This window comes from Endobacterium cereale (genome assembly GCF_009617585.1).
Lineage (GTDB): Bacteria > Pseudomonadota > Alphaproteobacteria > Rhizobiales > Rhizobiaceae > Neorhizobium > Neorhizobium cereale.
Window position 1 is genome coordinate 187,311 of the sequence record NZ_WIXI01000043.1, and the last position, 24,777, is coordinate 212,087.

General features: G+C 58.6%; 25 protein-coding genes. 9 read left to right on the forward strand and 16 right to left on the reverse strand.

Going from position 1 to position 24,777, the window contains the following annotated elements:
- Positions 1-5 precede the first annotated feature (5 nt).
- Positions 6-1,034, reverse strand: a complete 1,029-nt coding sequence (locus GAO09_RS13445; protein ID WP_153354512.1) for an SAM-dependent methyltransferase — start codon at positions 1,032-1,034, stop codon at positions 6-8.
- Complete coding sequence (locus tag GAO09_RS13450; RefSeq protein WP_153354513.1) at positions 1,031-1,840, reverse strand: DUF1295 domain-containing protein; 810 nt, start codon at positions 1,838-1,840, stop codon at positions 1,031-1,033. The genes GAO09_RS13445 and GAO09_RS13450 overlap by 4 nt, the downstream gene beginning before the upstream one ends.
- Before the next feature lie 221 nt (positions 1,841-2,061).
- Between GAO09_RS13450 and GAO09_RS13455 the strand changes: the two genes are divergently transcribed.
- From GAO09_RS13455 to GAO09_RS13475, 5 genes are read left to right on the forward strand one after another with little or no spacing between them, the layout of a single operon-like run.
- A complete protein-coding gene (locus GAO09_RS13455) occupies positions 2,062-3,456 on the forward strand; it encodes an NAD(P)/FAD-dependent oxidoreductase (protein ID WP_153354588.1) in 1,395 nt (464 codons plus the stop codon).
- The gene (locus GAO09_RS13460; RefSeq protein WP_153354514.1) at positions 3,453-4,283 is read left to right on the forward strand and encodes a DUF1365 domain-containing protein; all 831 of its coding nucleotides are present in this window, start codon (positions 3,453-3,455) and stop codon (positions 4,281-4,283) included. The genes GAO09_RS13455 and GAO09_RS13460 overlap by 4 nt, the downstream gene beginning before the upstream one ends.
- Before the next feature lie 16 nt (positions 4,284-4,299).
- Complete coding sequence (locus GAO09_RS13465) at positions 4,300-5,502, forward strand: class I SAM-dependent methyltransferase (RefSeq protein ID WP_410767906.1); 1,203 nt, start codon at positions 4,300-4,302, stop codon at positions 5,500-5,502.
- 21 nt (positions 5,503-5,523) lie between these two features.
- On the forward strand, positions 5,524-5,916 hold the full coding sequence (locus tag GAO09_RS13470; RefSeq protein WP_235938113.1) for a DUF2147 domain-containing protein: 393 nt from the start codon (positions 5,524-5,526) through the stop codon (positions 5,914-5,916).
- 10 nt (positions 5,917-5,926) lie between these two features.
- A complete protein-coding gene (locus GAO09_RS13475) occupies positions 5,927-6,343 on the forward strand; it encodes a DUF2177 family protein (RefSeq protein WP_153354516.1) in 417 nt (138 codons plus the stop codon).
- A gap of 7 nt (positions 6,344-6,350) precedes the next feature.
- Here the strand turns inward: GAO09_RS13475 and GAO09_RS13480 are convergent, their stop codons facing one another.
- From GAO09_RS13480 to GAO09_RS13495, 4 genes are all read right to left on the reverse strand, one after another.
- Positions 6,351-7,133 (reverse strand): FadR/GntR family transcriptional regulator, encoded by a 783-nt coding sequence (locus GAO09_RS13480; RefSeq protein WP_209018709.1) that lies wholly within the window; start codon positions 7,131-7,133, stop codon positions 6,351-6,353.
- Between the two features lie 11 nt (positions 7,134-7,144).
- Positions 7,145-8,425 (reverse strand): TRAP transporter large permease, encoded by a 1,281-nt coding sequence (locus GAO09_RS13485; protein WP_153354517.1) that lies wholly within the window; start codon positions 8,423-8,425, stop codon positions 7,145-7,147.
- Positions 8,426-8,429: 4 nt separating this feature from the next.
- Positions 8,430-9,035: a TRAP transporter small permease gene (locus tag GAO09_RS13490; RefSeq protein ID WP_153354518.1), complete on the reverse strand. Its 606-nt coding sequence runs from the start codon at positions 9,033-9,035 to the stop codon at positions 8,430-8,432.
- A 115-nt stretch (positions 9,036-9,150) separates the two neighbouring features.
- On the reverse strand, positions 9,151-10,128 hold the full coding sequence (locus GAO09_RS13495) for a TRAP transporter substrate-binding protein (protein ID WP_153354519.1): 978 nt from the start codon (positions 10,126-10,128) through the stop codon (positions 9,151-9,153).
- A 293-nt stretch (positions 10,129-10,421) separates the two neighbouring features.
- On the opposite strand from GAO09_RS13495, the gene GAO09_RS13500 reads away from it, so the two are divergent.
- Positions 10,422-11,435 (forward strand): Gfo/Idh/MocA family protein, encoded by a 1,014-nt coding sequence (locus GAO09_RS13500; protein ID WP_153354591.1) that lies wholly within the window; start codon positions 10,422-10,424, stop codon positions 11,433-11,435.
- A gap of 9 nt (positions 11,436-11,444) precedes the next feature.
- Here GAO09_RS13500 and GAO09_RS13505 read toward each other — a convergent pair whose 3' ends face one another.
- The 9 genes from GAO09_RS13505 to GAO09_RS13545 all read right to left on the reverse strand — a co-directional run bounded on the left by GAO09_RS13505 (position 11,445) and on the right by GAO09_RS13545 (position 19,719).
- Positions 11,445-12,233: an aldolase gene (locus tag GAO09_RS13505; RefSeq protein WP_153354520.1), complete on the reverse strand. Its 789-nt coding sequence runs from the start codon at positions 12,231-12,233 to the stop codon at positions 11,445-11,447.
- 20 nt (positions 12,234-12,253) lie between these two features.
- Entirely contained in the window at positions 12,254-13,171 is a 918-nt protein-coding gene (locus GAO09_RS13510; RefSeq protein WP_153354521.1) for a LysR family transcriptional regulator, read from the reverse strand.
- Positions 13,172-13,378: 207 nt separating this feature from the next.
- The gene (locus tag GAO09_RS13515; RefSeq protein WP_153354522.1) at positions 13,379-14,044 is read right to left on the reverse strand and encodes an RraA family protein; all 666 of its coding nucleotides are present in this window, start codon (positions 14,042-14,044) and stop codon (positions 13,379-13,381) included.
- A gap of 18 nt (positions 14,045-14,062) precedes the next feature.
- Positions 14,063-14,884, reverse strand: coding sequence for a carbon-nitrogen hydrolase family protein (locus tag GAO09_RS13520; RefSeq protein ID WP_153354523.1), 822 nt, complete (start codon positions 14,882-14,884; stop codon positions 14,063-14,065).
- A gap of 27 nt (positions 14,885-14,911) precedes the next feature.
- Positions 14,912-15,646 carry an HpcH/HpaI aldolase family protein gene (locus GAO09_RS13525; RefSeq protein ID WP_153354524.1) on the reverse strand — a complete coding sequence of 245 codons (735 nt, stop codon included), beginning with the start codon at positions 15,644-15,646 and terminating at the stop codon, positions 14,912-14,914.
- A 26-nt stretch (positions 15,647-15,672) separates the two neighbouring features.
- Positions 15,673-16,464: an ABC transporter permease gene (locus GAO09_RS13530; protein ID WP_153354525.1), complete on the reverse strand. Its 792-nt coding sequence runs from the start codon at positions 16,462-16,464 to the stop codon at positions 15,673-15,675.
- Positions 16,465-16,477: 13 nt separating this feature from the next.
- Complete coding sequence (locus GAO09_RS13535; protein WP_153354526.1) at positions 16,478-17,368, reverse strand: ABC transporter permease; 891 nt, start codon at positions 17,366-17,368, stop codon at positions 16,478-16,480.
- Between the two features lie 3 nt (positions 17,369-17,371).
- A complete protein-coding gene (locus GAO09_RS13540) occupies positions 17,372-18,496 on the reverse strand; it encodes an ABC transporter ATP-binding protein (protein WP_153354527.1) in 1,125 nt (374 codons plus the stop codon).
- Between the two features lie 158 nt (positions 18,497-18,654).
- A complete protein-coding gene (locus tag GAO09_RS13545; protein WP_153354528.1) occupies positions 18,655-19,719 on the reverse strand; it encodes an extracellular solute-binding protein in 1,065 nt (354 codons plus the stop codon).
- A 396-nt stretch (positions 19,720-20,115) separates the two neighbouring features.
- On the opposite strand from GAO09_RS13545, the gene GAO09_RS13550 reads away from it, so the two are divergent.
- The 3 genes from GAO09_RS13550 to GAO09_RS13560 are packed head-to-tail and all read left to right on the forward strand — an operon-like array spanning position 20,116 to position 23,309.
- A complete protein-coding gene (locus tag GAO09_RS13550; RefSeq protein ID WP_209018710.1) occupies positions 20,116-20,850 on the forward strand; it encodes an SDR family NAD(P)-dependent oxidoreductase in 735 nt (244 codons plus the stop codon).
- A gap of 36 nt (positions 20,851-20,886) precedes the next feature.
- Positions 20,887-21,948 carry a phosphotransferase gene (locus GAO09_RS13555; RefSeq protein ID WP_235938115.1) on the forward strand — a complete coding sequence of 354 codons (1,062 nt, stop codon included), beginning with the start codon at positions 20,887-20,889 and terminating at the stop codon, positions 21,946-21,948.
- A gap of 11 nt (positions 21,949-21,959) precedes the next feature.
- Positions 21,960-23,309, forward strand: a complete 1,350-nt coding sequence (locus GAO09_RS13560) for an aspartate aminotransferase family protein (RefSeq protein ID WP_410767820.1) — start codon at positions 21,960-21,962, stop codon at positions 23,307-23,309.
- Between the two features lie 817 nt (positions 23,310-24,126).
- Here the strand turns inward: GAO09_RS13560 and GAO09_RS13565 are convergent.
- Positions 24,127-24,672: a lysozyme inhibitor LprI family protein gene (locus tag GAO09_RS13565; RefSeq protein ID WP_209018711.1), complete on the reverse strand. Its 546-nt coding sequence runs from the start codon at positions 24,670-24,672 to the stop codon at positions 24,127-24,129.
- Between the last annotated feature and the right edge of the window lie 105 nt (positions 24,673-24,777).

Genomic DNA, 24,777 nt, shown 5'->3' on the forward strand with positions numbered 1-24,777 from the left:
CCGCTCTAAAAGGTTGGAGCCATGAGGTAGTGACCAACACCCCACACGTCACCATCGTCATGACCGAAGAGGCCGGCCGTTGCCAGGAAGAACAGCCGCCAACGACGTATCCAGAGAGAAGCATCCTTGCCGTAAACCTGCTCGAAGATTGGCCTTATATGATCGATTTCGCGGTCGAAGTTTGCAAGCCAGTCGAGCGCTGTCCGGCGGTAATGCACACCAGACCAGCGCCATTCCTGGTCCACCTTGAAAAGATCGCCGAAGCGGTGCGGCAGGTCATGCGCGGGCATGATGCCGCCGGTAAAGAAATGATGGGCGATCCAGTCGGCCGGATCGTCGTGGTTGAAGCGATAGGAGCGGTTCTTGTGCGTGAAGACGTGCAGAAAAAGCCGACCATCCGGCTTCAGCCAGCCGCGCACGCGTTCAAGCAGGCCTCTCCAGTTCGACATGTGCTCGAACATTTCAACGGAGATGACGCGGTCGTAGCCTTCGGTCGTTGAAAAGTCGTTCATGTCCATGGTGAGGACCGTCAGGTTGGCAATCCCGCGCCGCTGCGCCTGCTGCAGAATGAATTCTCGCTGTGATGCCGAATTTGAAACAGAAGTGATATTCGCCTTGGGGAAATGTTCCGCCATGTGAAGTGACAGCGAACCCCATCCGCAGCCGAGTTCCAGAATGCGCATGCCATCCTCAATCGCCGCATGCGTAACGGTCTTGGCAAGCGCATGACTTTCAGCTTCGGCGAGTGTCGTGTCGGGCGTGGGATAGTAGCAGCACGAGTATTTTCGCTGTTGTCCCAGCACCAGCGAAAAGAACTCGGCCGGGACTTCGTAATGCTGGCGATTTGCCTCATCCGTGTGGGTGGCAATGGGGAAACTGCCCATGGTCTCCGCAAACGTCCTTTCGGCGTCGTCCGGTGTGGCGGCCAGTCGCCGTTTCGTGCGGCCACAGAGGAAATCGATGCCCGCTAGCGTCATGCTGTCGGAAAGCGGCGTGCGCTCGGCTGCGTTGATGGCAAAGGCCAGCATGTTCAATTGCGTATCTCCTCAAGGTCATGATGGTCGGATTTACGGGGGCCGGGAAAAAAGGCGTTGACGCGATGTTGCAGCGCCCGGAATTTTTCGCCACGGGAGCGCAGCATGTGCTCTTCCAACGGCGGAATGCCGGAGACATGCACCAGCAGCCAGTACATCATCATCGGCGCCAGCACTGCGATCCAGCTCCAAGCCGTGCCGGTCACCGCGATCGGCAACCAGCCGCACCAGAACAGCCATTCGAAGAAATAGTTGGGGTGGCGGGAATAGCGCCAGAGCCCGGTCTCGCAAACCTCGGTCTTTGCCTCTGGCGTCTTGCGGAATTGTGCAAGCTGGCGATCGGATATGGTCTCCCCGTAAAGAGCGATGGCTGCAATGCCAAGCCCTGCGAAATCGAGCGGACCGGGGAAGGGGGCATTGTTTGTTGCGGCCAGATAGACCGCAACAACAAGAATGAAAGCGGCAAGTGCCTGGATCTGCAAAAACAGAAAGAGCCTCAGAGCGGCCCTGTCGCCCCATTCCTCGGCAAGCTTCGCGTAACGCGGATCCTCGTCGTGACTGCGGGTTCGTGCGCCGATATGGCTGCCGAGCCTCAGCGACCATGCGGCAATCACCAGGAATACGGCCATGCGTCGGCCAAAATCGCCATCCGCCAACAGGGCGCCGGTCATGCCGCCGATCCCGACGGCAAAAGACCAGATCGTGTCGATCCAGCCGCTACGTCCTGTCCAGCGCTGAACGGTCCATGCGGCGGTCATGGCAAGTGACAATCCAACCGCAAGGCCGACAAGAAGAAGCATATCCATTCACTGCCTTATGTTTGGGCCGCATGTGTTTGGGCCGCATGCCTGGCGATTTTTCTCGCCCATGACCGCAACTACGCGGAACGGAGCCAAATGGTTTCGCGTTGGCGCACAAAATCTCTACTGAGCCGACAAAAACCGGGCCCGATGAAACTTATTGCGACCGATGCTCGTCAGTAATTGAAAGCAGGCGATGAATGACAGACGAAATCGGCGAGGGTTCTATGACATTTCACGAGACCGGCAGCGGTGGGGACCGCTTGAACATAGCGGTTGTCGGCAGCGGCATTTCAGGCCTTTCCGCGGCCTGGCTTCTTTCCCAGCGCCATGACGTCACCGTTTTCGAAGCCGCTGACCGCATCGGCGGCCACAGCAATACGGTTGAGTTTGAAACGGCTGCGGGACCGGTCGCGGTCGATACCGGCTTCATCGTTTATAACGAGGTTACCTATCCCAACCTGACGGCGATGTTCAGCTTGCTGGCGGTGCCCACCGCCGCCTCTAACATGTCCTTTGCCGTATCGCTCAACGAAGGCGATTTCGAATATTCCGGTGGTACCGGGCTTGGGCTTTTTGCGCAGCGCTCGAATATCGTCAGTCCGCGTTTTTGGTCGATGATGCGCGATCTTTTGCGCTTCTACCGCAATGCCCCGCGCGATCTCGAAACGATGAATGGCATTTCGCTGGATGATTATCTCGACCGCAACGGTTATGGCCGTGTCTTTCGCGAGGATCACCTTTATCCGATGGCCGCTGCGATCTGGTCGACGCCTGCGGTGAAGGTCGGCGAATATCCGGCGGCCAGTTTCGTTCGCTTTTGCCGTAACCACGGGCTTTTGGAACTGTGGGATCGTCCCGTCTGGCGCACTGTCAACGGCGGAAGCCGGGAATATGTGAAGCGGCTGACCCGGACATTCGCAGACCGGATTCTCCTTTCCACACCTGTCGCGGCCATTCGCCGTGGCGAGGGCAAGGTCGACATTCACGATATCCATGGCAGGCAGCATCAGTTCGATGATGTGGTGATCGCCACTCATGCGGATCAGGCCCTGCGGTTGTTGTCGGATGCCAGCGAGCGTGAAAAACGCATTCTCGGAGCCTTCCGTTATTCCCGCAACGAAGCGGTACTGCATGGCGATACCAGCCTGATGCCAAAACGGCGGGCCGCATGGTCAAGCTGGAACTACGTTGCCGATACGCGCAGGACGACGGGCGAGGACGGGCAACAGCCGTCGATCACCTATTGGATGAACCGATTGCAACCGTTGGGAACTGCCCCGCCGACCTTCGTCACGCTCAACCCTTCAAAGCAGCCGCGCGAGGACACCGTCATCCGCCGCGAGGTTTATGAACATCCGATCTTCGACCTCGAAACGGACAAGGCGCAGCAGGACATCTGGACGCTTCAGGGTGTACGTAACACTTGGTTTTGCGGCGCGCATTTCGGATCCGGTTTCCATGAGGATGGCATTCAGGCAGGTTTGGCGGTTGCCGAAGATCTGGGCGGCGTCAGGCGTCCTTGGCAGGTGGTGGAGGAAAGCGCCCGTATCGTTCGCAAACCCGTGACGAGGCCTTCGCGCCAGCCATTTGCTGAGGTGCCGGCCGAGGTGTCGGTATGAGCGCCGTGCTGAAATCGGCACTTTTCCCCGGCCATGTCACGCATGCGCGGCTTAAGCCGAAGGAGCACAAACTCGCCTATCGTATCTATTCGCTGCTTCTCGATCTCGACGAACTTGGTGAACTCGATCGAAAACTGAAACTGTTTTCGATCGATCGGTTTAATCTGTTCTCTTTTTGCCGGAAGGAGCGTGGCGACCGCTCGGGTTCCGATCTCAAGATTCAGGTCGAACGATCCATGCGCGCTGTCGGGGTGGAGCCGGACGGCGGACCGATCCGTCTCCTGACCATGCCGCGATTACTGGGCTGGGCCTTCAATCCGCTGAGTGTGTTCTTTTGTTACGGTCACGATGAAAACCTGCGGGCGATCCTTTGGGAAGTCGACAACACGTTTGGCGAACGCCATGGCTACATGATCCCGGTCGAGGGGGACGGTGGCGAAATCGTCCAGCATTGCAACAAGACTTTTTACGTGTCGCCCTTCATGGACATGGACCTTCGTTACACGTTTCGGGTTCAGCCTCCGACTGAAAAACTTTCCATCCGTATCGAGACATTTGATGCCGACGGTCCAGTGCTGACGGCACGGCATCTGGCCAAACGGACGGAGCTGACCGATGCCGCATTGCTGAAGGCATTTTTCGCAATTCCATTCCTGACGCTGCGTGTGGTCGGCGGCATTCATTGGGAAGCGCTGAAAATCTGGCTGAAGGGTGTGGGTCTGCGTATTCGCCCCAAACCTCCGGCGGTGCCGGTGTCCTACGTTCTCCGCGCGCCCTCCAACCGCAATTCATCTCCAAGCAAGGTCGAAATGAATGAGCCAGTCTGACGATTTTTCCGAGATGATGTTTGCCGCACAGGATGCGCCGGTCCCGCTGGGGCTGGGCGGGCGCGTGACGGAAAAGCTGATCCGCAATCTTCTTCACGGCCATCTCAAGGTGGTGTTGCCATCCGGCGCCGTGGTGCAAAAGACCGGGCCGGAACCCGGTCCCGACGCCACTATCGTCATGCGCCGCTGGCGTGCGCTGAGGCGGCTTGTGACCGCTGGCGATATCGGTTTTGCAGAAGGGTTCATTGATGGTGACTGGACGACGCCGGATTTGACGGAGCTGATCCGCCTTGCGGCCCGCAATGACGAGGCGCTGGCGCCGGCCATTGACGGCCATGTGTTCATGCGGCTCGCAAATCGCGTCAGCCATCTTTTGAATGCCAACACCAAGCGTGGAAGCCGCCGCAATATCGAGGCGCATTACGATCTCGGCAACGATTTCTACAAGGAATGGCTCGATCCCTCGATGCTTTATTCCTCCGGCATTTTTGATGAGAACACGACGACGCTTGAAGCCTCGCAGCGTAAAAAGCTTGATCGCATCCGCGAAAAGCTTGATCTCGAAGGTGGGGAAAGCGTGCTGGAAATCGGCTGCGGCTGGGGCGCGCTTGCCACCGATCTTGCTGCCCGTGCCGAAGCGAATGTGACCGGTATCACGCTTTCGCCATCGCAGCTGAACTGGGCAAGGACTGCAGTTGCCGACAGTGGAATGGCGTCACGGGTCGATTTGCGATTGCAGGATTACCGCGATGTTCGTGGACAGTTCGACCGGATTGTTTCTATCGAGATGTTCGAAGCCGTCGGAGAGGCCTACTGGCCGGGCTATTTCGACACGTTGAAACGCTGCATGAAATCCGATGGCCGTGCGGTATTGCAGATCATCTCGATCGAGCCAGCCCGGTATGAGGCTTATCGCGGCAAGGCCGATTTCATTCAGAAATACGTCTTTCCGGGCGGTTTTCTTCCCTCGGATGACGCCTTGGCGGCGGCTGTCAACACAGCGGGCCTGAAGCTTTGCGAAGTCGAGCATTTCGGCAAGTCCTATGCTCGCACGCTGATGGAATGGCGCATTCGTTTCCTCGCAGGCTGGCCAGCCATCGCGGCGCAGGGGTTTGACGAGCGCTTTCTCCGTTTGTGGCTTTATTACCTCTGCTACTGCGAGGCCGGTTTCGAGGAAGGCAGCATCAATGTCGGGCTTTATACGATCGAACACGCCTGAGCGTGTAGGGAGGAGGCTGAGATGAGAACTGTGATCATGATCTCCGTGCTTCTGGCATCCGGTTATGCCGGCATGGCTCATGCTGCCGACTATGATGGCGAATGGGCAAGAGGTGACGGAAAGGCGCGCGTTCTGGTCGCGCCATGCGGTTCGGATATCTGCGCCACCAATACCTGGATCAAACCCGGCACGCCGAAGGAGAAAAAGGGCGACAGACTGGTGATGACGATCAAGCGGGATGCCGATGGTGTGTATTCGGGTAGCGCTTTCGATCCGCAACGCGACATGACCTACAAGCTGACCTTGACCGTCAACGGCAACAGCATGACCACAAAAGGCTGCGTCGTTGCGGGGCTAATTTGCAAAGGCGTCGACTGGACGAAGATCGCCGATACAGCAAAAAACGGATTATGAGGAGAAAACGATGAAAACCTACGCCACCGCCTATATCGTTGCGGCAATCGTATTCCTCGTCGTCGATTCCGTCTGGTTGAGTACGATGGCGGACCGCCTGTACCGGCCAGTCATGGGCGACATGCTGGCGCCGAAATTCCGCCTTGCGCCGGCAATCGTGTTTTATGTGCTGTTTATCGCCGGCCTGACCTTTCTGGCCATCCGCCCGGGTCTTATGGCGCAATCGGTGTGGACGGGTGTCATCCACGGCGCGGTTCTCGGCTTCATTGCCTATGCGACCTATGATCTGACCAATCAGGCCACGCTGAAGAACTGGTCGACGTCCCTGACAATCGCTGACCTGATTTGGGGCACATTCGTTTCTGCCCTTGCTGCTGGAGCGGGCACTTGGGCCGCATTGCGGTTCATCGGCCCACCGAGCGCCTGACGGTGTCTTAAAGCGCGGGTTTAGCTGCCGCTTCCATGTGGTTTTGAGAGTAATCCGCCTGCTGCCCCGATAATCGCTGGCGATACCTTTCTTTTGCAGCGACCAGGTGCGCGCGCATGGCATCGCGCGCGGCATCGGCATCACCGGCTGAAATCGCCTGCAATATGCGCAGATGTTCGCGTTGCAGGCCGCCGAGATAATCGGGTGAAAGAACCTCCACTGAATACCAGGGAGAACTGCGGTCACACGGAATGGTCCGGTCGCCCAGCGCGTCGAGAATTTCGACGTAAAACTCGTTATTGGTGGCAGCGGCAATCTCTCGGTGAAAGGCAAAATCCGCCTTGCCTGTCGGTTCGCCCTGTTTCAGCAGCGCTTCGAATTCGAAAAACGCTTCCTGGATGCGGGCTTCCTGCGAGGGACTGCGGCGCTGGGCGGCAAGACCGGCGCTCTCGATTTCTATGCCCATGCGCACTTCCAGAACATTGACGGCGCGGCTGATGCGGTTTCCCATGTCTGCGGTGATCGCGCTGATCTTCAGCGTCGGGTTGTCGATGACGAAAACGCCTGCGCCGTGGCGCACTTCCACCATGCTGTCGGCTGCAAGCGCCGCCACGGCCTCGCGCACAACCGTGCGGCTGACGCCAAACAACTCGGTCATGCGGGTTTCCGTCGGCAGTTTCTCGCCGACGGGATAATCGCCGGCGAGAATTTGTGCGCGCAATTGCTGCGCAACATTTTCGAAGAGTTTTGGTCTTCGCTCCACACGCATATCCGCAGTGTTTGCAGGCATCGTTTCTCTCCCTATCGGAAGACGCTCGGCAGCCAGAGCGAGAGGGCGGGGATGTATGTCACGAGCATCAGCACCACGAGGCCAGCACCATAGAAAGGCCAGATCGAGCGCATGGCCTCCCACACGGATATCTTACCCACCGCGCAGGCAACGAATTGCACCCCTCCCACCGGTGGCGTATTGAGGCCGATGCCGTAGTTGAGGATCATGATCACACCGAAATGTACCGGGTCGATGCCATAGGCGACGGCGATCGGCAGGAAGATCGGCGTAGTGATGATGATCGTCGGGCCCATGTCCATGAACGTGCCGAGCACCAGCATGATCACGTTCAGGAGAAGCAGGATCATGATCGGGTTGTCGGACAGCGTCTGCATCCATGCGACCAGCGTTGCCGGCACGCGCAGGAAGGCCATCAGCCATGAGAAGGATGCCGCGCAACCGATGATCAGGAGAACCATGGCGGTGGTGCGCACCGCACCCATGGTGGCATGCACGAAATCCTTCCAGCTCAGCTGGCGGTAGATCAGGAGCGTGACTAGCAGCGCGTAGATGACGGCGATGCAGGAGCTTTCCGTGGCGGTGAAAATGCCGGAGCGCACGCCGCCGAAGATGATGGCGATCAGCAGCAGGCCCGGGATCGCGACCGCAAAAAGATGCAGCGCTACCATCAGGCCGGGAAACGGTTCGGTCGGATAACCGCGCTTGCTGGCAACGATATAGGCTGTCACCATCAGCACGGCGGCAAACAGCAGGCCGGGAATGACACCGGCGGTAAACAGGTCGGCGATGGAAATTTTTCCACCGGCCGAGATCGAGTAGATGATCATGTTATGCGATGGCGGCAGGAGCAGAGCAATCAGCGCCGCCATCGAGGTGACGTTGACGGCATAGTCGGCACCGTAACCACGCGCCTTCATTTGCGGGATCATTAGACCGCCAACGGCTGCGGCTTCAGCAACAGCCGAGCCGGAAATGCCGCCGAACAGGGTGGAGGTGAGGATGTTCACCTGTCCCAGTCCGCCGCGCAAATGTCCGACGATCGAGGCCGCGAAGGCGACGATACGCCCGGCAATGCCGCCACGCACCATCAGGTCACCGGAATAGATGAAGAAAGGAATGGCGAGCATGGAAAACACGCTCATGCCGGAATTCATGCGCTGGAAAACCACCAGCGGCGGCAGGCCCATATAAACGACGGTCGCGAGGCTGGAAATGCCGAGGCAAAACGCGATCGGCGTGCCGATCAGCATCAGCAGCGTGAATGTGCCGAAGAGGATCCAAAGTTCCATTCTATCATTCCCCCTTCGCCGAGCCGGGCAGGTTCAGCCGGGCCGCGTCCTTGCGAACGTCTTCGATATTTTCCAGTTCGACCGCGATTTCGGTCGGCGCCATTTCGTCCAGGGCCTCATCGATGGGGGCGCCGAGCGCGCGGGCGACAACGCGTTCCAGCGCAAACAGGGTGATCAGCACGCCACCGCCGACGATGGGCACGTAATCCCACGCGCCGGATATGCCGAGCGCCGGCATTGTGGTCGCCGCCGTGAGGCTGATGAGACTGCCGCCATACCAGACCATGCCGATGCCGAAGGCCAGGATGACGAGGTCGGAAATCATCCGCAGCCACTTCTTGCCGGCCGGCGGCAGCACATAGAGCAGCACGTCGAAACCCATGTGATTGTTCTCGCGCACGCCGACGGCTGCGCCGAGAAAGATGAACCAGCTCATCAGGATCACCGCGCCGGGTTCGGTCCAGCTGGGGGAATCGTTAAGCACGTAGCGGCAGAAAACCTGCCAGGCGACGATGGCCGTCATGGCGACGAGACCGATACCGGCAAGGTAAAGCACCAGCGTATTGAGCTTGGTGAGAATGGGCAGGCCAGTTCTTAGGTGGGCAGACATAGGTAAGCGTCTCCTGACCTTTCCGGCTGACGGAAGGGTTGGACAAAGGTCCGGCATTCGGTGTTGCGGAAACGGTGATCCCACCCCGTCCTGATGGACGGGGTGGGATCAGAAATTACTTGGTGGCCTGAACGTCGGCGACGAGCTTCTTCAGTACGTCATCCTTGACGTGCTTGTCGTAGACCGGCTTCATCGCGTCGATAAAGCCCTGCTTTTCGACCTCGTTGATCTGGGCGCCCGCCTTTTCGACGGTGGCACGTGATTCACCGGTTTTCTTGGCCCAGAGCTCACGCTGCTTGGCGACGCTGTCCTTGGCGGCCTGCTTGAACAAGGCCTGATCTTCCGGTGTCAGCTTGTCGAAGGCGGCTTTGTTCATGACGAACACTTCCGGCAGGATCGTATGCTGATCCTCGGAGAAATATTTGGCGACTTCGAAATGCTTGGCGGTGTCGTAGCTCGGATAATTGTTTTCCGCACCATCGATGACGCCGGTTTCGACCGAGGAATAGACCTCGCCGTAGGGCATCGGCGTGGCGTTGGCGCCGAGCGCTGCCGTCATGTCGACAAAGATGTCGGACTGGATGACGCGGAATTTCAAGCCCTTCATGTCGGCCACGGTCTTGATCGGCTTTTTCGAATTGTAGAAGGAGCGCGAACCGGCGTCATAAAAGGCCAGAGCGACAAGGCCTGCCGGCTCGAATGCCGCCTTGATCTGGTCGCCGATCGGGCCGTCCATCACCGTGTGCATGTGTTCTTCCGAGCGGAAGATATAGGGGAGCGCCGGCACGATGGTTTCCTTCACGGTGCCGTTGAACGGCGCCATGGAGACGCGGTTGAGTTCGATCACGCCGGAGCGAACCTGCTCGATCGTATCCTTCTCCTCGCCGAGCTGCGCCGAGTGATAAACCTCGACGGAATAACGACCGGCGGTGCGTTCCTTGATCAGTTCGCCGAAATATTTGACGCCTTCGACGGTCGGATAACCGTCCGGATGTGTGTCGGACGATTTCAGCACAGTCTGCGCCGCCGCCGTTCCCAGCATCAGCAGCGAAGCCACCGCAACGCCGGACAACAATTTGGTGATATGCAACATATTCTCCTCCCAGATCGCGGGCGCCGCCCGCTGTTGCGCTTCAGAAAAAATCACACGCCTATCCGGCATCACGACATGTCTATCGCAAAGCAGTTACGCATCGGCAGTGGATTTTTCAGCCGTTCCTCCTACGGTTGAAACATATTGGTAGAAGGCAAAATTGATCATGTCAACATATCAAAAAGTATCAGATGTATGATGACTTTTCGGTCGCACAGTCCCTGTTGCGTCGATAGTGTAAATCCGGACTGAAACGACGACAGGGAGGGTTCTCAGTGACTGTTTCCACCCGAATGCGCACCGCCATCATCGGTCTTGGCATGGCCTCGCCGCAGCATGCGCAGAGCCTGCTTGAACTCAAGGATGAGGTCGACGTGGTGGCAGCATTCAGCCCGAGCTCGAACCGGCGCAGCGCCTTTGCAGAACGGTTCGGCCTGCCGGTCGTGGAGAATGTCGATGTGATTTTCAATGATGCATCGATCGACTACATCATCATTCTCACACCGCCAAATACACATCTGGAACTGGTGCAAAGGGCAGCGGATGCCGGCAAACATGTGCTGCTGGAAAAACCGCTCGACGTGACGCTCGACCGCTCGCAACAGATCGTCGATATAGCCGCCAGAGCAAATATTAAGCTCGGCGTTGTGTTTCAGCGCCGTTTCCGCCGCACCTTTGCCGAGACAGCCAAACTCTTGGCCGAGGGAGAATTGGGCGAGATCGTTTCCGTTTCCATGCGGCTCAGCAACTGGCGGCCGCAAAGCTATTACGACGAACCGGGACGAGGTACGATTGCTCGTGATGGCGGCGGCGTGTTGCTGACGCAGGCAATCCACACCATTGATCAGATGATCACGCTTGCGGGCCTGCCAGCCGAGGTTGCCGGCTTCGCGGTCACGAGTGCCGTACATCGTATGGAAACAGAGGATCTTGCGCATGCCATCATGCGCTTTGAAAACGGCGCGATCGGCTCCCTCAGCGCCACGACCTCCGCCTATCCCGGATATCCGGACGAGATTGAAATACTAGGTACGAAAGGCTCAGCGCGGATGGGCAGCGATTCCGGGACGATAGCTTTGATGGACGGTCGCAAAATAGAGTTGACCGACAGCACCGATGGCGGAGGCACGGGTGCCGATCCCATGGCCTTTTCGCATCAAAACCACCTCGCTCTGCATCAAGCTTTTCTGGCTGCCTTGCGTGACAATCGCGAGCCGATAGCTTCCGCAACAGAGGCATTGAAGGCGCATCGCTTAATCGCGGCAATCCTGCAGGCTTCCAGCGAAGGAAAAACGGTGGCAGTCTGACCGGTTCGATCAGTCGGCAAACTCCGGTTCGGTGCGCATCAGCTGGCGACGAATGCTTTCCATGTGCAGACGTGCGCTTTCAGGGTCGCCTTCGCGCATTTCCAGATAGGTTTTCTGGGCGATGTCTGCCGGCACCGCCTTGAGTTCGCGGCCGGTCGACATGGCGAGCAACTGTACCTCGGCGGCACGCTCCAGATAATAGAGATCGTCATAGGCTTCGGCGATGGTCGGGCCGACCACCATGACGCCGTGGTTTTTCAGGAAAACGATATCGGCATCCCCCATAGCGCGGGCAATGCGCAGGCCTTCGCTGTCATCCAGCGCAAGGCCATTATAGTTTTCATCGATGGCCGTGCGGCCATAAAATTTCAGTGCGGTCTGACCGGCCCAGACAAGCGGTTCGCCTTCCAGCATGGAAAGCGCCGTTGCGTAGGGCATATGCGTGTGGAAGGCGGCGGTGGCGCGTGGCAGGGTCTTGTGAAGCTGGGCGTGGATGTAGAAGGCGGTTGCCTCCGGTTTGCCGCTGCCGGCAACCACATTGCCGTTGAAATCGCAGACGAGAAGCTGGGAGGCGGTGATTTCCGCAAATGCCCAGCCGTATGGGTTCACCAGAAACAGGTCTTCGTGGCCGGGCACGACGGCGGAGAAATGGTTGCAGATGCCTTCTTGCAATCCGAGTTTTGCCGCCATTCGGAAGGAGGCGGCGAGATCGATGCGCGCTTCGCGGATGGCATTGCTGTCCAGCGTGAGATTGCGCAGAACGGCTGGCGTGGAGACGGTTTTCAGTTCGTGAGCCATGGCATTCTCCTCGATCGAAATTACCGATGAACGGCGAGTGCGTTGTCGTAGAGGGAACAGAATTCGGCCGACACATCCGATGCGATGGACGCAATCAGCGGCGACAATCGCGAGGACGGATTGTCGAGATAAACGGCGAAATAATCGGTTGCTGGGAACGGGTGGCGGACATTGAGCACTTTCAATGTGCCGAGCCTGAGTTCGTTCTGGATGACGATGGGCGGCAGAACTGCGATGCCGATGCCGGCGGCGACCATGCTGATCGTCGTTGCCAGCGAATTGGAATAATGCACCACACCCTGGCCGAGCGAATTGGTCGGCAGATACTCGACCATGCGCTTGTAGGCCTGCGTGCCGACTTCATAGGAGATGATCGGGTTCAGCATCAGATCGGCGCGGGTCATCGCGTCGTCATCGGAGGGAAAGGCGCTGTTGGCGATCCAGAACATGCCGAGCGTACAGAGATCGACGATCCTGAATTTTTCCAGTGCAGGGCCGTGAAAACCCAGAATGATGTCGAGTTCGCGCTTTTCGAGTTTTGACAGGATGGTCTGTGAAGCGTCGGTGGTGACCGATACACGCACGCGCGGAAATCGCTGTTTCAGCGTTTCCATGATGCCGGGGAGAATGGCCAATGCCATCGAAGGAACGAGGCCGATGCGCACGGTGCCTTCGACCGTTTCGGGTGGCGCAACATCCGCGACAAGGCGATTGTAGCGGGCGATGATGTCGCGCGCGCCGGAGACGAAGGAGCGACCCTCGCGGGTCAGGTGCACATCACGCGTATCGCGTTCGAAAAGGCGGATGCCGAGTTCCTGCTCGATGGCCGATATGCGGTTGGAAATGGCAGCCGGGGTAATGTTCATGCGGTCGGCGGTAACGCGAAAACTTCTTAGTTCCGCAAGCCAGACCACGGTTTCAAGGAAACGAATATTCATCGCGTGAACGCGCCTCACCGTTTTATCGACCGATCATGCGCATTATTCGCGTCCAGATTGTCGTAAGCTGTTGTTTTACACAGACTATGTTCCCGGTCGCCACGTTACACCGTGAAGACGATATGGCAACGCCGGGTCGGTAGAGTTTGCTGTTTCATCGCAAAAAGAAGGCCCGGATTTTTGCCCGGACCTGGTTTGTCAAAAAGCTCAGGCGAGCTTGGCCAGAACCTTGGCGGTGGCGCCGGTCATGTCGCCGAGTTTCTGCACCTTGTCGCGGACGCTTGCCTCGCGTTTCTTGCCGGTGTCCTGACGTTTCAGCGCTTCTTCGGAAACGGCACGCACCTCATCACGCGGGATGACGAGAACGCCGCTTTCGTCGGCGAGAATGGCGTCACCCGGCATCACCACCGCACCGCCGCAGCTGACTGGAATGTTGAAGCCACCACCGAGATCGTAAAGCCGTGTCGTGATCGGCGAGAGGCCACGCGACCACATGGGGAAATCCGAATCCTGAATTTCCGTGAGGTCCGTGCAGGGGCCGTCGACGATACCGGCAACCGCGCCGGATGCTTTTGCCGCAACGGTGACACCGCCGCCCCAGCAGGCGTATTTGTCATCGCCCAGACGGTCGACGACAAGAATGTCGCCCGGTCGCAGCTGGCCGGTGGCGTGGTGCAGCAGGGTCGAGTCCGGTCCGGCGATGGCAAGCGTCACGGCGGTGCCGACAACACGGCGGCCGGGAAGCAGCGGCTGGATCTGCCGGTCCATGAAACCCATCAGCCGCCAATGGCCGACCGTTGCGGTTTCGACGCCGGAGAGAAGATCGAGATCCTCCTGGGGGACCTGCTCGGGCATGTCCTTGATGACGTACATGATCGAATTCTCCTTTATTTACGCGCAGGCGAGGCGGCGATGCTGGGTCATCGGGATGAGGTTGCGAACGCGCTTGATTTCTTTCGGCTCGATGCGGGCGGTGACATAACCGACCGGATCGGAGGCGCGGGCAATCGTGTGGCCCCATGGGTCGCAGACCAGCGAATGGCCGTAGCAGGCACGCTTTTCACCGTTGACGGTAACGCTACCGGTCTGGCCGCAGGCGGCGAAATAGGTCTGGGTTTCGATGGCGCGCGCGCGGGCCAGCACTTCCCAGTGGTCCTTGCCGGTCTGCAGGGTGAAGGCGGCGGGCAGCACGATGACGTCGCAGCCGGCCTTTTCGAGCTGCAGGAAAAGTTCGAAGAAACGGATATCGTAGCAGATGGCGCAACCGATCTTCATGCCGTCGATTTCATAGGTGACGATATCCTCGCCCGGCTTGACGGTGGCGGATTCCTTGTAGGCCGTGCCATCGGGTGCCACGATGTCGAACATGTGGATTTTTCGGTAGGCGGCCACTTCCTTACCTTCGCGGTCGAAGACGAAGGAGGTGTTGTAGATGCGGTTTTCGCCCTCGACCTTTTCCATGATCGTGCCGGCATGGACAAAAACCTTGTTATCGCGGGCAAAATCCTGCGCCATCGTGTAGGCTGCACCACCGGCCGGTTCGGCCAGTGCCAGTTTTTCTTCGGTCGTGGTGCCATAGACTTCGAAATATTCCGGCAGGACGATCAGGTCCGGCTGGTCGTTTTTCAGGGCTTCCGTCATCAGATCTTTGGTGATCTTCAGGTTGGCTGCGCGGTCCTGCTGCGGGTTGGTCTGGATCAGGCTGATTTTCATGGATAATTCCTCCAAATGCGATGTCGCTCAGGCGACGATCTTTTCCTGCTTGAGTGCGTTGATAGTGGACATGATGCCGGCGCGAAGAGTCATGTTCTGGGTGGCGACGACCAGCATTTCGGCGCCTTCTTCCAGCGCGAAGGTGCGCTCAGCAGGCGTCCAGGCAGGCATGATCCATTTTTTGCCAGCGTCGCGCGCGGCTTTGGCGATGCGGGAGAGGTCGCGGCGGTCTTCATCGTTGAAGGCGTAGGCGCCGCGGCCGCAGGCAAGTGCCAGATCGGACGGGCCGGGGAACAGGCCATCGACCGTTTCGAGCGCTGCGATCTTTTCGACATCGGCGAGGCTCTCGGCCGTTTCGATCATTGCGTAGCACTTGGTGCGCTTGTTTTCCTTCTCGAACGCGTCGGAAGACGGGCGGGCGTAACCGAACACGCGGCCACCGGCATAGGAGCGGATGCCGAGCAGCGGGTATTTGGCAGCCTTGGTCACTTCGCGAGCGTGATCGACGCCGAGAATATGCGGCAGGATGACGCCGTCGGAGCCGAAATCGAGGGCCTGCTGGATGGCTTCGGTGGTCGGCGCGATCACCTTGGTCAGGGCCGGGATGCCGAGCGATTTGGAAAAGGCCAGGAACTGGTCGAGTGTGGCGAGATCGAACGTGCCGTGCTCGAGTTCGATGACGAGTTGGCTGACGCCGCAGGTCTTGGCGATTTCCAGAAAGCCGAAATGCGGCTGCGACATCCAGAGCGCGATATTGTCCATTTCAGGTGTCTCCATTGCAATTTCAGTCACTTGCCGATGGTCTTCGACAGGCCAAGCGTACGTTCGATCAGGAAGATGATGAGAAGGGTGGCGGCGACGAGGACAACGGACACGGCGGCTGTCATCGGGTCGGTCTGGCTTTCGACATAGTCGAAGATCTCCACCGGCAGGGTGCGTAGGCGCGGCCCGGTGATGAACAGCGAGATCACAACTTCGTCGAAGGAGAGAAGGAAGGAAAGCGCGGCACTGGCGATGAAGCCAGGCATCATCAGCGGCAGAGTGATGCGGCGAACCACCGTGAAGGGCGAGGCGCCGAGCATGGTGGCCGCATCCTCCACCGATGGCGGCAGGGTGGAAAATGCCGTCAGCATGATGCGGATCACGTAAGGGGTAGTGATGATCAGATGCGCGATGATGAGGCCGGTATAGGTGCCGAGCAGGCGGGCCTGCACGAAGACCAGAAGGATGGCGAGGCCAAGCACGATCGAGGGTAGGAGAAGCGGTGCCGTGAACAGGTTCAGCAAAAACTCGCGGCCGATGAACTGGCGGCGGCGGATGGCAAACGCGGCGGGCACGCCGGCGGCAAGGCCGAGGATCGTCACCGTGACGGCGATTACAAAGCTGATCCACAGCGCCTGGGCAAAACCGGCATGAGAGAACATCGCGGCATACCAGCGAAGGCCCCAGCTTTCCGGCGGGAAAGTGATGTAGCTGTCATTGCTGAAAGACAGCGGCAGCACGATCAGGATGGGCGCGAGCAGGAAGAGATAGATGCAGGCGACGAGGAGCCTGAACGGAATGGTCAATTGGCCGATCATGTCAGGTTCCTCCTTAATCGAAGCGCTTGACGACGCGGGAATAGACCGCGAGCGCAAGGCCGAAGATGATGAGCACGATGACGGAGATTGCTGCAGCCGTCGGCCATTCCAGCTGGATCACGGCCTGGTCGTAGATTTCGGTCGCGAGCAGGAAGACGCGTCCGCCGCCGAGCAGCTTCGGCGTGATGAACGAGCTGATCGACAGCACGAAGCAGAGCAGGCAACCGAGCGCGATGCCGGGCGCAGTCAACGGCAGGATCACGCGGCGGAAGCGCGTCCAGCTGTTGGCGCCGAGCGAGGCGGCTGCCTCCTCATAGACGTTTTCGAGGCGACCGAAGCCTGCGATCAAAGACAGCGCCATATAGGGGATCAGCACCTCGACCATGCCGATGAAGACACCGAGCGTGTTGTTGGTGAGGCGCAGCGGGCTATCGATGATGCCGGATGACATCAGGATGCCGTTGAACACGCCCTGATCACCCAGAATGACCATCCAGCCATAGGTGCGCACGACGCTGCTGACGAGAAGCGGCGAGACGGTGATGACGAACAGCATGTTGCGCCATTTTGGCGAGACGCGGTGCAGGAAAAGCGCGATCGGATAGGCGCAGCACAGCGTGATCAGCGTGACGCCGAAACCGAGCAGCAGCGAGTTCGAGACAAGCTCGATGCTGAAACTGTCGGTGAAGAAATCGGCGTAGTTTTCCAGCGTGTAATTGTTGGTCAACACGCCGCCGCTGCGGCTTTCGATGAAGGAAATCATGCCGAGCCGGATGACCGGCAGGACGAAGGCGACAAAGTTGATGATCGCCATGGGAAGAAGCAGCGCGATCAGCAGAAAGGGAAATTTTCTGCGGGATGCGGGCGCTTCGGCAATCGGGACGGATGAGGTGATCGCTGCCATCATTCAGCTCCCGAACACCTGCATGTCCTGCGGCTTCCACTCACAGAGAAGCTTTTCGCCGCTCTGAAAGCTGTGGCCGGCACTGGCGGTGTGAACTTCGGTGGTGAGCGTATTGCCGCCGATATCGATGTCGTATTGCACGACGTCGCCGATATAAGTCACGCGGGTCACCTTGCCGTGGGCGGCATTGGTGGCCATGCTGACCAGCGAGCGGTCGCGGCTTGGCGTCAGGCTGATGCGGTGCGGGCGGATGGCGGCTTTCGCCTTGCCGGCGGTGAGGCCGCGGGTGTTGCAGGGGTAAACCGATGCGCCGATGCGCACCCGGTCGAGCGCTTCGATCTCGCCGTCAAGAATGTTTGTGCGGCCTACAAAGTCGGCGACGAACAGATCTTCGGGGCGCTCATAGATGTCTTCCGGCGTGCCGAGCTGGGCAAGTTTTCCGCGATGCATGACACCGACGAGATCGCACATGGTTAGCGCCTCCACCTGATCGTGGGTGACGAAGACGGTGGTGATCTGCAGGCGCTGCTGGATCTCGCGGATTTCGATGCGCATGTCGTCGCGCAGTTTTGCGTCGAGGTTGGACAGCGGTTCGTCGAGGAGGAGAAGACGCGGGCGGATGACGAGGGCGCGGGCAAGCGCCACGCGCTGCTGCTGGCCGCCGGACATTTCCTTCGGTTTGCGCTCGCCGTAGCCGGGAAGTCGCACCATTTCCAGCGCTTCCTCGACACGGTCGCGTGCTTCAGTGCGGCCGACACCGCGCATTTCGAGGCCGAAGGCGACGTTCTGCGCTACCGTCATATGCGGAAACAGCGCGTAGTTCTGGAACACGAGGCCGATATCGCGCTTGTGCGGCGGCTTGTGGGAAATGTCGTCACCGTCGATGGTGATCTTGCCTCTGGTGATGTCGAGAAGGCCGGCGATCATGCGCAGAGTCGTCGTCTTGCCGCAGCCGGAAGGACCGAGAAGGCCGAGCAGCTTGCCTTTCGGCACGTCGATATCGAGATCGTCGACGGCCATGTAATCGGCGCCGTAGCGCTTGGTGATGCCCTTCAGCTTGAGAAAGGCCTGATCGCCGGTGTTGGTTTCGGCGGCCGGTGTTTCCTGGCGCAGTTCCTGAGTTTGCATGTCTTCACCATTTGCGGATTTGAGGTCGTCTAGGGTGAGGAGAACAAGGCCCCCTCACGATGGCGTGCGTGCTCGATCACGCGTGGGAGGACGCGTGCCGCAGGGTCTTTTCTGGAGGAGGACGGAGTCCGGGCCATGAGCGGCCCGGACTGTCTTGCTTAGCGCCCGGCCGGGATGATCTTGCGGCGCCAGGGCTGCAGAATGTCGTCGCGCATGTCGCCGATCGTCATCCAGTCGACGGGGATCAGCTTTTCACGCTGGGCCGGGTCCATCATCGGAATGCGCTTGGCGGTGGCTTCATCCACCTGCGTCTTGGTGTTCACCGGTGCGTAGAACATCGCCTTGGCGAATGCCGCCTGTGCTTCCGGGCCGATCGCATAGTTAATGAAGGTCTGCGTTGCCTCGGACTCCGATGCCTTCTCGATGGCGCTGACGACGTTGATCTGCGAGGCCGTGCCTTCGCTTGGGCCGACGGAGCCCATGCGGCCCTCGGTCTGGTCGAAATAGAACTGCGAACGGGCATTCCAGCCGATTGAAACCGTGGCGGTGCCATTCGCGACCAGCGTGTAGGCGTCCGGCTTCGGCTCCCAGGTTTGAACGCGCGGTGCCAGTTCCACCAGCTTGTCGACGCCGGGATCGATCGTGTTCTTGTAGTCCTGCTCACCGGCAAGACGGTTGGAAATGATCGTCAGCAGGATCGCCTGAATGTCGCCACCACCCTGCGCCGGCAGTACGACTTTACCGGCCTGTGCCTTGTCCCACAGTGTTTCCCAGCTGGCCGGCGCGGTCGGGAAAGCCTTGGAATTGTAGATCAGCGTCAGCGTGTCATAGGTCAGCGGAATGGCGGCGCCGCCCAGATCCTTGCCGATGTCGGAGACGTCGGCGTAGTTCGGCAGTTTAGAGGTATCGAGATCGGCGACGAGGCCTTCCTCCTTGGCGATCTTGGCGACCGACAAGTCGTAGATCACGGCGTTCACCTGCGGCGCATCACGCTGGGCGCGCATGTTGCCAAGCGAGGTGGCGGCGTTCTGGACGCCGTAATAGGTCACCTTGATGTCGGGATGGGCTTTCATAAAGGGCTCGATGACAGCTTTCTTGTAATTGTCTTCGAACGGACCGCGGTACCCCATGACGGTAATATCGGCGGCGTTCGCATAAGCTCCCGACAGCATTGTCGCTGCGAAAAGCGTAGCGGAAAGGACATGTGTGGAAATGCGTTTCATATCGGTATTCCCCTTGTCAGCTTTTGGCCTTGCTTGTTGTTGAGGGAACGATAGGCAGCGTGCCGGGAGGGGTCCAACGACTAAAATCTACCGAGTGATTAGAAATTCTTTCTGAAAAGCAGCCTGCATTTTGAGGCAATAAATCGCCATTTAATCCATTTAGGAAATAATTATTTTCTATAAATACGCGTTTTTGATGTGATTGTTGGGATGGTTTTCTTATCTGCCGGCAGCGGTCGCATGTAACTGAATGCTCGCACTGGTGTTTTTATCGCGATGCAAAACCCTTTTTGATTGTATTTCTTCGCAGTCGCATCAAGAAATACCTTGAGAAGGAAAGCCCGCACGATAGCATGCAGACATCGCAGTTAAACTGCACGCAATGCGGAGTGCCCCATGACCACCCAATATATGCTTCTCACCGGCGCCAGCCGCGGTATCGGGCACGCTACGGTGAAGCTTTTCATGGAGCATGGCTGGCGGATCCTGACCGTGTCGCGGCAACCGTTTTCGGAAGAATGCCGTTGGCCTTCCGCCCGCGAAAGCCACATCCAGGCGGATCTCGAGGATCTCGACAGCATTGACGCACTGGCGGCGATTGTCCGTGAGCGCCTGCCTTCAGGCAAGCTGGCGGCGCTGGTCAACAATGCCGGCATCTCTCCCAAGGGGCCGGGCGGATCACGCCTTGGTGTGACCGATACGGATGCCGCCACATGGTCCCGCGTGCTCAACGTCAACCTGATCTCGACGGCGCTTCTCGCCCGCGCGCTGATGCCGGAACTGAAGGCCGCGCAGGGATCGATCGTCAATGTCACCTCGATTGTCGGATCGCGCGTACATCCGTTCGCGGGCGTCGCTTATGCGGCATCGAAGGCGGGCCTTGCAGCCCTGACCCGTGAAATGGCGCATGAATTCGGCCCGATGGGCGTTCGCGCCAATGCCATCGCACCGGGTGAGATCGACACCGCCATCCTGTCTCCCGGCACGGCGGATCTCGTCAGCGCGCAGGTGCCGATGAACCGGCTGGGCACGACGCGCGAAGTGGCGCAGACCATCTATTTCCTCTGCACAGAGGCGTCCTCCTACATCAATGGCGCGGAAATCCACATCAACGGCGGCCAGCACGTCTGATTGCTGGCAAGTGCACTGGCAGGACAAGCGGGAGCAATGACCATGATAAACAACGCCGCCGCACGCGTGCTGGGTGCTGAACTGGAAACCGGCGCCATTGCCGTACCGCCGGATCAGGCGGAACGGATTGCGCTTGATCATTATGGTCTCACCGGCAAGGTCGAATGGCTGTGGGGCGAAAAGGACAGCAATTATCGGCTGACGCTCGAGGATGGCACGGGCTACCTGCTGAAAATCCTCAACCCGGCCGAAGATCCGAACGTCACTTCGATGCACAGCAAGGCGCTTTTGCATGTGGAGGCGATGGATCCCGGCATTCCTGTTCAGCGCATTATCCGCACAAAGGAAGGCGCTGCCGATTTCCGTTTCGTCGCCGATGATGGTGGCGAGCGCGGTGTGCGCATGGTGACGTTTGTGCCCGGCATGGCGCAGCGCACGGCATCGCATTCGCCGCTTCAACGCGAGAAGATTGGCGTGTTGCTGGGGCGCATGCAGAAGGCGCTCAAGAGTTTTTCGCATGAGGCGGCATCTCATCGCATCACCTGGGACATGACCCATGCGATGGGCATGCGCGATCTTTTGCCGGCCTTCACCGATGCTCGTGAACGCGCAAGGCTGGAAAAGGCGATCAATGATTTCGAGGCGGAGATCGTGCCGGTGATTGGGGCATTGCCGGCGCAGGTGATTCATAACGATTTCAACATGGAAAACATTCTGGTCGATCCCGACAGACCGGATGATGTTACCGGCATCATCGATTTCGGTGACATGGTGTTTGCGCCTAATCTCTTCGATGTCGGCGTGGCGGCCGCCTATCAGATCGGTGCCGAGGCTGAACCGGTCGAAGCGATGTGCGATCTCATCAGAGGGTATCGCAGCCAATGCACCCTGTCCGATGCCGAAATCGATCTCGTTTATACCGCCGCCGTGATGCGGTTGGTCATGCGTCTAGCCATTCCGCAATGGCGGGCAAAACTGTTTCCCGAGGATGCGGAGCGTTTTACCATCCGCAGCGCCAGCGTTTGGGAACAGTTGGCAAGGCTTGACGCCATTCCGAAGTCGCAGGCAATCGATCGATTGCGCGCGGCGGACCGATAAGGACAGACACGATGAACAAGCCCGTTTCGGATAAGCCAGCCGCCACCATGGTCAACGGTTTTGATGCCGCCCGGCTCGGCAGCCTGCCGGAGCGTGAGCGCAAGCTGATCGAACGGCGGCAGGCGCTGCTCGGGCCGTCCTATCGGCTGTTTTACGAAACGCCGGTGCATGTCACACGCGCCGAAGGTGTGTGGCTGTATGGGCCGGATGGCGAAGCCTATCTCGATGCCTATAACAATGTGCCCTCGGTCGGTCATTGCCACCCGCATGTGACCCAGGCAATCGCGCGGCAGGCGGCGGAACTGAACACCCATACGCGTTATCTCGGCGAACAGATTCTTGATTATTCCGAACGGCTGCTGGCGACATTTCCGGCCGGGCTCGACCGAGTGATGTATACCTGCACCGGTAGCGAGGCGGTCGATCTGGCGCTCAGGCTGGCGCGCTATTACACCGGCGGCACCGGCATCATCATCACGGAAAACGCCTATCACGGCGTCACCACTTCGGCGGCCGAAATCTCGCCGTCGCTGGGCTCCAACATGCCGCTTGGCCAGCATGTGCTGACCGTGTCGGCGCCGGATACCTATCGCGCCGAGGGGCGCGATGTCGGCGTGGCGTTGGCAGAGGATGTGGCCAACGCGATCGCGCATTTTCGCCGTCGCGGCATCACGCCGGCGGCCTTTATCGCCGATGGCATCTTTTCCACCGACGGCATTTTTGCCGATCCGGCCGGTTTCCTGAAACCCGTCGCAGGCCTGCTGAAGGACGAAGGCGTGCTTTACATAGCCGACGAAGTGCAGCCGGGTTTCGGACGTCTGGGTTCGCATATGTGGGGTTTCATGCGCCATGGCATCACGCCGGATATCGTGGTGATGGGCAAGCCGATGGGCAATGGCATGCCGATTGCGGCCGTTGTAATGACATCGGAAATCCAGGAGCGGTTCGGGCAGGATATCCGCTATTTCAATACGTTCGGCGCCAATAATGTTTCGATTGCCGCCGCTTCCGCCGTGCTGGATGTGATCGAGACCGAAGGTCTGATGCAGAATGCGCGAGCGACCGGTGATTACATGTTGGAGGGCATGCGCAAACTGCAGGAAAAATTCCCTGTGATCGGCGATGTCAGGGGGGCGGGCCTGTTTCTCGGGCTGGAATTCGTGACGGACCCCGCCAGCAGGACGGCGGATGGGGCACTTGCGTTGAAGGTCGTTAATGCGCTGCGTGATCGGCGGGTGCTGATCAGTGCATCGGGCGGCCAAGGCAATGTGCTGAAAATCCGTCCGCCACTGCCGTTTACCCGAGACAATGCCGATGTGTTTCTCGGGGCGCTGGAAGACGTGCTTTCGGAGATCGACTAGAGCTTTTCACGAGATATGCAAAGGCTCTGGTAATAAGGCAGAATCCACCCTTGGTGATCTTCGATTTTCAAAAAACGCCCGCACTCTGCGGGATATGTGGTCGGGGCACTGAAAGCTGCCTCGTAATTTAGTTAGTAATTGACACCTCTCAGTGCCCCGTTCGACGGTTTTTGTCCGCGACTTCGGTTCCTCTGCAAACGCCATCCCGGTGTTTCCACCGACCGGCGATCATGTGTGCCGCACAGGCACGCCCGGCGCGCTCTTTCGGGCTTCAGAAACGGTTCGGGTTTTGACCAGCTTGCCGTTTCCCCCGTGTCGCCGGAGGGGAACCAGTTTCCGCGAACCCCAATGATGGAGACTTACGTCTTTTCTCCACCACCAGCGCCGGCTCCAACTCGCCGGGACGCCTTCCGGTGTATCCACGATGGAGCGGGAGAATTGTAGGCATGGGTTTTGGGAGGGTGGACGAAGTCGCTGCCAACTATTTTACAAGTGTTTGATTCGGTTTGAATATATTTTTAGGAAGAGCAGTTTTTTCTTCGAAAATGTTCTGTTTGCGACATCTTGATTGCTTATGGGATGGGCAAGGCTGATATCGGCCCTATGCGGTCGTTTGACGCGCGGACAATCGCCCATCTGACCTGATCGTCAGAACCGGGTGGGCGACGTTTTCGTTATTAAAAATGACGGCGGGTGGCATATTCTGCGACCCTCCAAAACTTGGTCGCAGAATTGAAATCTCAATTGGGAGATTTTTGAAACCGCAGATAGGTAACCGAAGCGGCCGCCCACATCATAATTGAATAACAGATTACGGCTACTGATCGTTTGCGATCGACAAATATTCTTCCAGAACATTGGCGCGCTCGCAGAGACGAAAAAGTTCTTTCTGCATGACTTGAAAACTACTCACCGTTTCGCTGCCATAGAGTGATGACTCAACAGTTTTGCTGGTGTTGTGGAAATCGAGCCAGGCGCGCTCGGCGCGGATCAGATTGTCCTTGGCCGTGCCACGCTGCTGACTGAGCAGTGAATTATAAGCAGCGTTCAATCGCGCGTCTTGTCGTTTCGTCTCCGCAGATTGACATGCAGCGAGAGCGATGTTGTCTGATTCCGCCTTTTCAACGCATCCATAGAACACATTGCTAATGCCTGTGGGCGCTTGACGTTTGATGACCTGAGCGGTGCTTTCATACGCCAGCGCGCCAGAGCCATACGCAGATAGGGCGAGGCTGAGGATGAACATCGTGTTTGCTGTTTTCATGCGATACAAACCTGGATGGGCCAAAAGGGTTGAAACAAAGTTTTTTCTCAGGCGCACGAGTAGCGTCACCGGTACTGCGATAAGCGATAGCGATTTCACCCGTATCGACTCGCTGGTAGGGCGTTGCCTGAAAGAAAGCAACCAAAACAGTAATTAAAAATTGCTCTTATTGGGTGCCAAGCGGAAGACCGCAGTCGGCCCAAA

Excerpts from the sequence above, each read along its gene's own strand:
- GAO09_RS13515 (WP_153354522.1), bottom strand. The coding sequence starts at position 14,044 with ATGTACGTCATCAAGGACATGCCCGAGCAGGTCCCCCAGGAGGATCTC.
- GAO09_RS13460 (WP_153354514.1), top strand. The coding sequence starts at position 3,453 with ATGAGCGCCGTGCTGAAATCGGCACTTTTCCCCGGCCATGTCACGCAT.
- GAO09_RS13525 (WP_153354524.1), bottom strand. The coding sequence starts at position 15,646 with ATGGACAATATCGCGCTCTGGATGTCGCAGCCGCATTTCGGCTTTCTG.
- GAO09_RS13520 (WP_153354523.1), bottom strand. The coding sequence starts at position 14,884 with ATGAAAATCAGCCTGATCCAGACCAACCCGCAGCAGGACCGCGCAGCC.
- GAO09_RS13480 (WP_209018709.1), bottom strand. The coding sequence starts at position 7,133 with ATGCCTGCAAACACTGCGGATATGCGTGTGGAGCGAAGACCAAAACTC.
- GAO09_RS13555 (WP_235938115.1), top strand. The coding sequence starts at position 20,887 with ATGACCATGATAAACAACGCCGCCGCACGCGTGCTGGGTGCTGAACTG.
- GAO09_RS13450 (WP_153354513.1), bottom strand. The coding sequence starts at position 1,840 with ATGGATATGCTTCTTCTTGTCGGCCTTGCGGTTGGATTGTCACTTGCC.
- GAO09_RS13550 (WP_209018710.1), top strand. The coding sequence starts at position 20,116 with ATGACCACCCAATATATGCTTCTCACCGGCGCCAGCCGCGGTATCGGG.
- GAO09_RS13455 (WP_153354588.1), top strand. The coding sequence starts at position 2,062 with ATGACATTTCACGAGACCGGCAGCGGTGGGGACCGCTTGAACATAGCG.
- GAO09_RS13540 (WP_153354527.1), bottom strand. The coding sequence starts at position 18,496 with ATGCAAACTCAGGAACTGCGCCAGGAAACACCGGCCGCCGAAACCAAC.
- GAO09_RS13470 (WP_235938113.1), top strand. The coding sequence starts at position 5,524 with ATGAGAACTGTGATCATGATCTCCGTGCTTCTGGCATCCGGTTATGCC.
- GAO09_RS13505 (WP_153354520.1), bottom strand. The coding sequence starts at position 12,233 with ATGGCTCACGAACTGAAAACCGTCTCCACGCCAGCCGTTCTGCGCAAT.
- GAO09_RS13560 (WP_410767820.1), top strand. The coding sequence starts at position 21,960 with ATGAACAAGCCCGTTTCGGATAAGCCAGCCGCCACCATGGTCAACGGT.
- GAO09_RS13510 (WP_153354521.1), bottom strand. The coding sequence starts at position 13,171 with ATGAATATTCGTTTCCTTGAAACCGTGGTCTGGCTTGCGGAACTAAGA.
- GAO09_RS13465 (WP_410767906.1), top strand. The coding sequence starts at position 4,300 with ATGTTTGCCGCACAGGATGCGCCGGTCCCGCTGGGGCTGGGCGGGCGC.
- GAO09_RS13500 (WP_153354591.1), top strand. The coding sequence starts at position 10,422 with ATGCGCACCGCCATCATCGGTCTTGGCATGGCCTCGCCGCAGCATGCG.
- GAO09_RS13535 (WP_153354526.1), bottom strand. The coding sequence starts at position 17,368 with ATGGCAGCGATCACCTCATCCGTCCCGATTGCCGAAGCGCCCGCATCC.
- GAO09_RS13490 (WP_153354518.1), bottom strand. The coding sequence starts at position 9,035 with ATGTCTGCCCACCTAAGAACTGGCCTGCCCATTCTCACCAAGCTCAAT.
- GAO09_RS13495 (WP_153354519.1), bottom strand. The coding sequence starts at position 10,128 with ATGTTGCATATCACCAAATTGTTGTCCGGCGTTGCGGTGGCTTCGCTG.
- GAO09_RS13530 (WP_153354525.1), bottom strand. The coding sequence starts at position 16,464 with ATGATCGGCCAATTGACCATTCCGTTCAGGCTCCTCGTCGCCTGCATC.
- GAO09_RS13485 (WP_153354517.1), bottom strand. The coding sequence starts at position 8,425 with ATGGAACTTTGGATCCTCTTCGGCACATTCACGCTGCTGATGCTGATC.
- GAO09_RS13545 (WP_153354528.1), bottom strand. The coding sequence starts at position 19,719 with ATGAAACGCATTTCCACACATGTCCTTTCCGCTACGCTTTTCGCAGCG.
- GAO09_RS13475 (WP_153354516.1), top strand. The coding sequence starts at position 5,927 with ATGAAAACCTACGCCACCGCCTATATCGTTGCGGCAATCGTATTCCTC.